Source organism: Modestobacter excelsi, from assembly GCF_005930495.1.
Classification (GTDB): Bacteria; Actinomycetota; Actinomycetes; order Mycobacteriales; family Geodermatophilaceae; genus Modestobacter; species Modestobacter excelsi.
In genome coordinates this window covers 1-9,206 of the sequence record NZ_SJEX01000124.1, presented here as the reverse complement: position 1 = coordinate 9,206, position 9,206 = coordinate 1, and the positions used below count along the sequence as shown (strand labels likewise).

At 76.1% G+C, this 9,206-nt stretch carries 5 protein-coding genes; 1 reads left to right on the top strand and 4 read right to left on the bottom strand.

The window, feature by feature from the left end:
* Positions 1–259: 259 nt before the first annotated feature.
* From FHL80_RS24195 to ilvD, 3 genes are all read right to left on the bottom strand, one after another.
* Entirely contained in the window at positions 260–3,067 is a 2,808-nt protein-coding gene (locus tag FHL80_RS24195) for a putative bifunctional diguanylate cyclase/phosphodiesterase (RefSeq protein WP_138735883.1), read from the bottom strand.
* Positions 3,064–5,712, bottom strand: a complete 2,649-nt coding sequence (locus FHL80_RS24190; RefSeq protein ID WP_138735882.1) for a putative bifunctional diguanylate cyclase/phosphodiesterase — start codon at positions 5,710–5,712, stop codon at positions 3,064–3,066. Before FHL80_RS24190 ends, FHL80_RS24195 begins: the two co-directional genes overlap by 4 nt.
* A 90-nt stretch (positions 5,713–5,802) precedes the next feature.
* Positions 5,803–7,515 (bottom strand): dihydroxy-acid dehydratase, encoded by a 1,713-nt coding sequence (gene ilvD / locus FHL80_RS24185; RefSeq protein ID WP_138735881.1) that lies wholly within the window; start codon positions 7,513–7,515, stop codon positions 5,803–5,805.
* Between the two features lie 81 nt (positions 7,516–7,596).
* On the opposite strand from ilvD, the gene FHL80_RS24180 reads away from it, so the two are divergent.
* Positions 7,597–7,959 carry a PH domain-containing protein gene (locus FHL80_RS24180; RefSeq protein WP_138735880.1) on the top strand — a complete coding sequence of 121 codons (363 nt, stop codon included), beginning with the start codon at positions 7,597–7,599 and terminating at the stop codon, positions 7,957–7,959.
* A 56-nt stretch (positions 7,960–8,015) separates the two neighbouring features.
* Here FHL80_RS24180 and FHL80_RS24175 read toward each other — a convergent pair whose 3' ends face one another.
* Positions 8,016–8,978 (bottom strand): 2-hydroxyacid dehydrogenase, encoded by a 963-nt coding sequence (locus tag FHL80_RS24175; protein ID WP_138735879.1) that lies wholly within the window; start codon positions 8,976–8,978, stop codon positions 8,016–8,018.
* Positions 8,979–9,206: the final 228 nt, after the last annotated feature.

The following is a 9,206-nucleotide window of genomic DNA, read 5'->3' as shown; positions in this document are numbered from 1 at the left end:
GGTGGTGGTGCTCATCTGGACGATCTCCCTGGGCGCGGGGTGGGGTGCTGCGGGGCTGTCGCTGGTCCGGAGAGCGTCGGCCGGACGGTGCCCGGCCAACAAAAAACCCCTCGTGCCGATGGCACGGAGGGGTGGCGCGTCGGTCGGGGGACCGGCGCGCTAGCGGATCGCTACGAGCAGACGCGTGCGGGGCACAGGCACACTCTGCGCCCCGCACGCGTCCGCCGTCAACCGTGCCGTCCCATTGGCTGGGACAGCGTCACTCATCAGCTGGGACGGCGGGGACCAGTGCCCCTGCCGTCGCCGGCACCGCGGCGTCCAGCAGCCCGGCGTCGAACGCGTCGATGACGGCCGGCAGGTCCGCGGGTGCGGTGGGCCGGCCGAGCAGGAAGCCCTGCAGGTACCGGCAGCCCAGCGCGCGCAGGGCGGCCAGCTGCCCCGGTGTCTCGACGCCCTCGGCGACCACGTCGATGGACAGCCGCCGGCCCAGCTCGATGACGCTGAGCACCAGGGCGGCGCTGCGCTCGTCGTCCTCGATGCCGGCCAGGAACTCCCGGTCCATCTTGAGCACGTCCACCGGCAGCCGGGTCAGGTAGGCGAAGGTCGAGTACCCCCGGCCGAAGTCGTCCAGCGAGATGACGCAGCCCAGGTCGTGCAGCGTCTGCAGGTCCTCACCGCCGCGGTCGGGCTCGCTGATGAACAGCGACTCGGTCACCTCGAGCATCAGCCTGCGCGGCGGGACCCCGGCCCTGCCCAGCGCGGCGGAGACATCGGGCACCAGACTGCCCGACTGCAGGTGCCGGGCGCTGATGTTCACGCCCAGCTGCAGGTCACGGCCCTGCCGCAGCAGCACGGCGAGCTCCGCGGTGGCCTGCTCCAGCACCCAGCGCTGCAGCGGCACGATCAGGCCGTCGTCCTCGGCCAGCGGGATGAACTCGTCCGGCGGGACCTCGCCCAGGGTCGGGTGGTCCCAGCGGACCAGTGCCTCGAGCCCCAGCACGCGGCGCTCGGCCACCCCGACCACCGGTTGGTAGACCAGCCGGAGCTCGCCGCGGGAGAGCGCGTCGGGCAGGTCGCGGGCCAGCCGGGTGCGGCGGACCGTGGCGGCGTCCGCCGTCTCCCCGTGCTGGCGGACGCAGCCCTTGCCGGCCGCCTTCGCCGCGCGCAGCGCCAGGTCGGCGTTCCGGAAGGTGACCGGGACGTCGTCGGCCGGGTGCAGCTCGGTGACGCCGATGCTGCAGGAGACGTCGAAGACCAGGTCCGGGTCGGTGCCCGGGGTCGGCACCGCCCGGTGGACGCCGGTCAGCTCGGCGAGGATCCGCTCGGCGAGGGCGGTGGACTCCGTCAGCCCGGCGCGCACCACGACGGCGAACTCGTCGCCGCCGAGACGGCCCACCAGGTCCCGGTCGCGCACGGTGGCCCGCAGCCGGTCGGCGACCTCGCCGAGGAGCAGGTCCCCGGCGTCGTGCCCGGCGATGTCGTTGACGGCCTTGAAGCCGTCCAGGTCCAGCAGCAGCAGGCAGGCGCTGTCGCCCTCGGTGGTCCGGGCACGGGCGCTGTCCAGCGCGGCCATCAGCCGGGCTCGGTTAGGCAGCCCGGTCAGGTAGTCGGTGTAGGCCATCCGCTCGAGCTCGAGCTCGTTCTGCCGCCGGTCGTCGACGTCCCGCAGGTGCAGCACCAGCCCGGCACCGCCGCCGGCCTCCGCCGTGCCCGGCGGCAGGGAGGGCAGCGGCAGGGAGGGCAGCGGCCCGGAGGGCACGATCCGCACGGTCTCGTACGCCGGCCACCGGCCGTCCCGCGAGCGCAGCCGGAAGACCCGCCCGCGCCCGCGGTCGGGGTCGGTGCCGGCAGCGAGGACCGCCGCCAGCTCCGCACGGTCCTCGTCGTGGACGAAGTCGGCCAGCGACCGGCCCTCGAGCTCACGGGCCGTCCAGCCGTGCGGGTGCGAACCGGCACCGGAGTCCCAGGTGATCCGGCCGTCCCGGTCGAGCACGATGGTGATGTCGGCGGCGCCGTGCACGAGGGTGCGGAAGTAGGCCTCGGTGCGCAGCACCTGGCGGGTCAGCCGGGCGCCGTCGGCGGCCCAGACCAGGGTCCGCGCGAACGTGAGCACCAGCAGCAGGCAGGCGGCCCCCGCCTCGAGCGGCAGGATGGTCCGGCCGAGGACCCGCCCGACCAGCAGCAGCAGGACGACGCCGAAGGCCGCGCAGTGGCTGATCACGACGCCGAGCAGCGGCACCGTGGTCGCGCGCTGCCCGGTGGACGGGGCGCGACCCGGGTCCGCCGCGACGGACAGGGTCCCCGCCGCGAGCATGCCCAGCCAGGCGGTGCCGGTCACCAGGTCCAGCCCCGCGGAGGGCCGGGCGACGGCGACCGCGGCGGCGGTGCAGACCACGGCCAGGCAGGTGGAGGCGGCCAGCAGCCAGCCGGCCGCGGCCCGCCGGGACTCGTCGACGCCGGCGAAGGTGACCAGCCCGACCGCGCAGAGCAGCACGCCCACCGCCGGGTAGCCCAGCGAGAGCAGCTGGTCGAACGCCCCGCCGCGACCGGCGAGCGCGCTGCGCAGGACCGCCTCGAGCAGCGCGGCGAGGGCGACCAGCGCCACCCCGGCGTCCAGCAGGACGCGGGAGGTGACCTGCCCGGCGGCCGCCCGCACCAGTCCACCGCTGGCCACGAGGGCCAGCGGGACGGCCAGCACGAGCGGGAGGTCCTGCAGCCCGCTGGTGGCCGGGTTCACCCCGACCCCGAGGACGGCGGCGGTCGCCTGCCCGGCGGCGAGCAGCCCGGCGAGGAGCGCGAAGGCACGGCGCGGGCGGGTTCCCGCACCCGGCCACCGGCCGTGCCCGAGCAGGAGCGCGGCCGTGAGCAGCGAGCCGGCGGCGAGCACCGCGGGACCGGTGGTGCCGGTGGCAGCAGGCCAGAGGAACGGTCCGGCGACCAGCAGCAGGGCCAGGAGGGCGAGCGGGGCGAGGACCGCGGTGCGCGGCCGGCCCGCCGGTGCGGCGGTCCCGGCCGGGGGGCGCGGCAGCGCCCGGAGGCGGGTGCCGGTCGACCGGAGGGCGGTCACGTGCCCACCCGCCCGACGATGCCCGGCCACAGCAGGCCGTCGTGGGACTCCAGCAGCCCCTCCAGGGCCGACAGGCTCATCGGCCGGGCGAGCAGGAAGCCCTGCGCGTAGCCGCACCCGAGCGCCTGCAGGACGCCGAGCTGGCTGGCAGTCTCCACGCCCTCCGCGACGACGGCGACCGACAGCGCGGCCCCCAGCGAGAGGACGGCCTCGAAGATGGCCCGGGTGTAGGCGTCCCGGTCCACCCGGGACAGCAGCGCCCGGTCCAGCTTGATGATGTCGACCGGCAGCTGCCCCAGGCCGCGCAGGGAGGAGTTGCCGCTGCCGAAGTCGTCCAGGGCCAGGCGCACGCCCATCAGCCGCAGCGCCGTGACGTCGTCGGTGGCGTCCCGGCCGGCCAGCGCGGACTCGGCGATCTCGACGACCAGCCGCTCGGGCGACAGGCCGCTCTCCCGCAGCGCGGAGGCGACGTCGCCGACCAGCGTGCCGGCGGCCAGGTGCTCGGCGGAGACGTTGACCCCCAGCTTGAGCTCGAGTCCGTGGCCGGGCAGCGTCGCCGCTGCGGTGGTCGCGCTGTGCAGCGCCCAGCGCTGCAGTTCCACGAGCAGGCCGGCCCGCTCCGCCAGCGGCAGGAACTCCTCCGGCGGGACGTCGCCGTGGAGCGGGTGCTGCCAGCGCAGCAGGGCCTCGACGCCGGTGACCCGGTGGTCGGCGAGGGCGACGATCGGCTGCCAGACCAGGCTCAGCTCACCCCGCTCGCGGGCGCCCACCAGGTCCAGCCGCAGCTGCTCCCGGCGGTCGCGGGCAGCGGTCAGCTCGGCCCGGTACCGGCGCACCGAGCCGACCCCGGCGGCGCGCGCGTCCCGGACCGCGAGCTCCGCGCGGTCCCGGGCGGCCTCCGCGGTGAGCCCGGCGGTCAGCGGGGCCAGCCCCACGACGGCGGTCAGGTCGACGATGCCGGCCTCGGTGGTCACCGGGCCGTCGATGACCGACAGGCAGCGGGAGGCCACCCGGTCCGGCTCGTCGCCGGTGCCGTGCGCCAGCACGCTGAACAGCTCGGGGCCGATCCGGGCCACCTGGTCCTCGGCGCGCACGGTGGCGCGCAGCCGGTGGGCGATCTCCACCAGGGCCACGTCGACGACGTCCCGGCCGGCGTGCTCCCCGGCGGCGGACAGGCCGTGCACCTCCACGAGCAGGAGCGCGGCGTCCTCGGCGGCCGGGTCGGCCAGCCCGGCGAGCAGCACGTCGAGGGCGCCCTGCTGCGCGACCCGGTTGGGCAGGCCGGTGAGCGGGTCGGTGTAGGCCAGCGAGCTCAGCTCGAGCTCGCGGTCGAGCCGGGCGGTGACGTCGCGGCACTGCAGGACCAGGCCCTGCACGTCGTCGTCGGCCCGCAGGTCGCTGACCCCGGCCTCGAAGACCCGCCAGTCGCCGGAGGCGTCCTGCAGCCGGAAGCTGCGCAACCCGGTCGGGGCGCCCCCGGCGAGCCAGCCGCGCACCGCCTGGGCGTCGTCGGGGTGGACGACGTCGGCGAGGGGGCGGCCGGGCAGCGCCGGTGCGCCCGCCGGCGGCAGCAGCGCCGGCGCGGCCCAGCTCACCCGCAGGTCGCCGTCGAGGATGAGCACCGCGTCGCTGCTGGAGCGCACCAGCGACCGGAAGTACGCCTCGCTGCGGCGCAGCCGGCTGCCCACCCGCGACTCGTCGCGGGCGGCGACGGCGCGGTGGACGGCGGTGAGCGCCAGGCAGCTGAGCAGCGCTGCCCCGGCGGCCGGGGTGGGCCGGCCACCGGCGAGCGGGACGCCGAGGTAGACCAGGACCGCCACGACCATGACCAGGTGCGGCAGCAGCTGCCCGGCCAGGCTGAGCCGGGCGGTGGTGCGGGTGGGCGGAGCGACGGCGTCCGCGCCCGGGTCGCGCAGCGCGGCCAGGCAGAGCAGCACGAGACCGGCCAGCTGGGCGCCGACGACCCAGTCCGGCAGCACGGACAGGTGCTGGTCGTCGCCGGCGACGACCAGCCCGCGGGCGCCGGCCCACGCGCTGGCGGCCAGCAGCAGCAGGGCACCGCTGACCCGGCGGGCACCGGAGGAGACGGCGATGAGCACCAGGACGGCGGACAGCACGCCGGCGGTCAGGAGGCAGATCAGCTCGAGGACGACGCGCGCCGGCGTGGTCAGCGGCTGACCGGCCAGCGCGGGACCGACGACGAGGACCTGGGCCAGCACGACCGAGGCGCTGAAGAACAGCGCCGTCTCGGTCAGCAGCCGGGCGCCGCCGGCGCGGAGCTGGTGGCGGGTGAAGAGGGTGAGCAGGGCGACCAGCGCGAGCAGGACCGACGGCAGCGAGACGAGCTGACCGACGGTGTCCGACGGGCCGCGGGTCGACTGCCGGTCGACCAGGGCGACGGCGCCGGCGCTGACCGGCCCGACGACCACGGCGACGGCGAGCAACCGCCAGCCGCGGAGCACCCCCCGGCGCGGGCCCCCGGGGTCCACCCGGGTGCCACGCGTCCACAGCAGCGCGGCGGTGACCAGCGCGGTGGTCAGCAGGAGCACGTCCGCGACCGTCGGCGCGACACCGCCCGCGGCCCCGGTGAGCACCGGGACGGCGAGCAGCCACTCCGCGGAAGCCCGCCGGCGCCTGTGCTGCACCTCGAGGAGGTCGGCACCCCGTGCCCGTGACGACAGCCCGCGGGCCGACCGCCTCACCCGTCCGGGCCATGCCCGGACGGGCGGGGGCGGTCAGCTGGTGATGGCTCCCTGCGCCGCGGAGCCCACGAGCTTGGCGTACTTGCCGAGCACGCCGGTGGTGTACCGCGGGGCCGGCGGTGCCCAGCCCTCGCGGCGGCGGGCCAGCTCGTCGTCGTCGACCAGCAGGTCCATGGTGCGGGCCGCCAGGTCCAACCGGATCCGGTCGCCGTCCCGGACGAAGGCGATCGGGCCGCCGTCGGTGGCCTCGGGCGCGACGTGCCCGACGCACAGCCCGGTGGTGCCACCGGAGAACCGCCCGTCGGTGAGCAGCAGGACGTCCTTGCCCAGGCCCGCACCCTTGATGGCCCCGGTCACGGCGAGCATCTCGCGCATGCCCGGCCCGCCCTTGGGTCCCTCGTAGCGGATGACCACGACGTCGCCCTGCTGCAGCGTGCCCTCGGTGACGGCGTCCATCGCGCCCTGCTCCCCGTCGAAGACCCGGGCGGTGCCCTCGAAGACGTCGGCGTCGAAGCCGGCGGACTTCACCACCGCACCCTCGGGGGCCAGCGAGCCGCGCAGGATGGTCAGGCCGCCGGTCGTGTGGATCGGGTCGTTCATCGCGTGCACGATCGTGCCGTCGAGGTCCGGCGGGGCGATCTCGGCGAGGTTCTCCGCCATCGTCCTCCCGGTGACGGTGAGGACGTCGCCGTGCAGCAGCCCGGCGTCCAGCAGCGCGCGCAGCACGACCGGCACGCCGCCGACGCGGTCGACGTCGGTCATCACGAAACGCCCGAACGGCTTGACGTCGGCCAGGTGCGGCGTACGGTCCCCGATCCGGTTGAAGTCGTCGAGGTCGAGGTCCACCTCCGCCTCGTGGGCGATCGCCAGCAGGTGCAGGACGGCGTTGGTCGAGCCGCCCAGCGCCATGACGACGGTGATGGCGTTCTCGAACGCCTCCTTGGTCATGATCTGCCGCGCGGTGATGCCCTTGCGGAGCAGCTCCACCACGGCCTCGCCCGAGGCGATGGCGATCGCGTCGCGGCGGGCGTCGGGGGCCGGCGGGGCGGCGCTGCCGGGCAGCGCCATGCCGAGGGCCTCGGCGACGCTGGCCATCGTGTTGGCGGTGTACATGCCGCCGCAGGAGCCCATGCCCGGGCAGGCAGCCTTCTCGATGGCGGTCAGCTCGTCGCGGGTGATCTTCCCGGCGGCGCAGGCCCCGACGCCCTCGAAGACGTCGATCAGCGTGAGGTCCTTGTCCCCGAGCTTCCCCGGCAGGGTCGAGCCGGAGTAGACGAAGACGCTGGCCAGGTCCAGCCGCGCGGCGGCCATGAGCATGCCGGGCAGCGACTTGTCGCAGCCCGCCAGCAGGACCGAGCCGTCCAGCCGCTCGGCGAACATGACGGTCTCGACCGAGTCCGCGATGACCTCGCGGGAGACCAACGAGGCACGCATGCCCTCGTGGCCCATGGAGATGCCGTCAGAGACCGAGATCGTGCCGAACTCCAGCGGGTAGCCGCCGGCGGCGTGCACGCCCTCCTTGGCCCGCTTGGCCAGCCGGTCCAGCGAGAGGTTGCAGGGGGTGATCTCGTTCCAGGACGAGGCCACGCCGATCTGCGGCTTCACCCAGTCGTCGTCGCCCATGCCCACCGCGCGGAGCATCGCCCGGGCGGGCGCCTTGGCGTCCCCGTCGGTGACCTCGCGGCTGCGGGGCTTGACGTCGGCGGTGCTGTCGCTGCGGGTGGGTCGGTCCTCCACGGTCGTCACGTCCGGGGATGGTAGGCCGCTGGTGCTCGGGTGCGGCCGGCCCGGGGGCCGCCGTCCCAGCATCTGGGAGGATCTGGGGTCGTGGCTGTCGCTCGCTTGCGCATGGGCCGGACCGCGCTGCTCCCCATCACGTTCCTGGCGATCTGCCTGCTGCCGCTGGCCAACGCCACCCCCTGGCTGCTCCTGCTGCTGGTGGTCCCGGCGGCGCTGGCCGCCTGGGTCCACCGCGCGGGCGTCGACGTCGGCGACGACGGGATCACCGTGCGCTCGCTGGCCGGGGCGCGCACCGTGCCCTGGGGGGAGCTGGCCGGCATCCGGGTGGGGCAGCGCGGCGACCTGTGGCTGGTGACCGCCGCCGGCACCCAGGTGCGGCTGCCGGTGCTCCGCGCGCGTGACCTGCCCCGCCTCGCCCAGCTCTCCGGCGGCCGCATCCCCCAGGTGTAGGCCCCTCGCAGGGGCCCGCCGCGAGCCCGCGAGCGGTGGGGGGCGAGGGGGTCCTCTCAGTAGTCGGCGACCACGTTCTGCAGGGGCTGGCCGTCGAGCACCCGCTGCAGCTGGTCGGTGACCGCGGCGGTCGCCCGCTCGTTGGCGTCCGGGACGGCGCCGGCGACGTGCGGGGTGAGCAGCAACCCCGGGGCCGACCACAGCGGGTGCCCTTCCGGCAGCGGCTCGGGCTCGGTGACGTCGAGCGCCGCCCGCAATCGACCGGCGGTGAGCTCGGCGAGCAGGGCGTCGGTGTCCACGACCACCCCGCGGGCGGCGTTGACCAGCAGCGCGTCGTCCTTCATCGCGGCGAGGAACGCGGCGTCGACCATGCCGGTGGTCTCCGGGGTGACCGGGACGATCAGCACGACCACGTCGGCGTGCGGCAGCAGGCCGGGCAGCTCGCCGAAGGCGTGCACCCCCTCGCGCGCCGTCCGGGCGACCCAGGTGACGTCGACGTCGAAGCCGGCCATCATCCGGCCGATCGTGCGGCCGATGTCCCCGGCGCCGACCATCAGCACCCGGGCGCCGACCAGCGAGTGGTCGGTGCGCATCTCCCAGCGCCCGGCCTCCTGCAGCCGGGTGAAGTGCGGGATGCCGCGCTGGGCGGCGAGCGTGGCAGCCACCGCCCACTCCGCGGTGGCCGGGGTGTGCGCCCCCCGGGCGTTGCACAGCACGACCCGCTCGGGCAGCCGGCCGACGAACTTCTCCGCCCCGGCGCTCGTCAGCTGGACCAGCCGGAGGTGTGGCAGCGCGTCCCAGACCTCGGCGGAGAGCTCGCCGCCGCCGCGGGGCACCATCACCTGGGCCTGCGTGGCCTTCCCGGTGGGCACCCCGTCGGCCGGGTCGAACCGGTGTGCGCGGATCCGCGGGGAGACGGCCTCCACCGCCTCGGCGAGCGCACGCGAGGGGACGAGGACGTGCAGCGTCTCGTCGGCGCCGAGGTCGAGGACGGGCGCGGGAGGGGCGGTGTCGGGCACGGGTCCCGACCTTAGGTGCCCGGCGGTGGACCCTGCAGCGCGGACGGCGGTCCCCGTCGGTCGGCCGCCGTACTGTTGCGGTCGTGGCACGGCGGACAGCGGGACCGGGTGCGCGGCGGTGGGCCGTGGTCACGCTCGGGTGCCTGCTGCTGACCGGCTGCGGTGGCGGCTACGAGCCGTCCGGCCCGTTCCGCGACGTGCCGCAGGGCCAGCCGCCCCAGGTGGCCC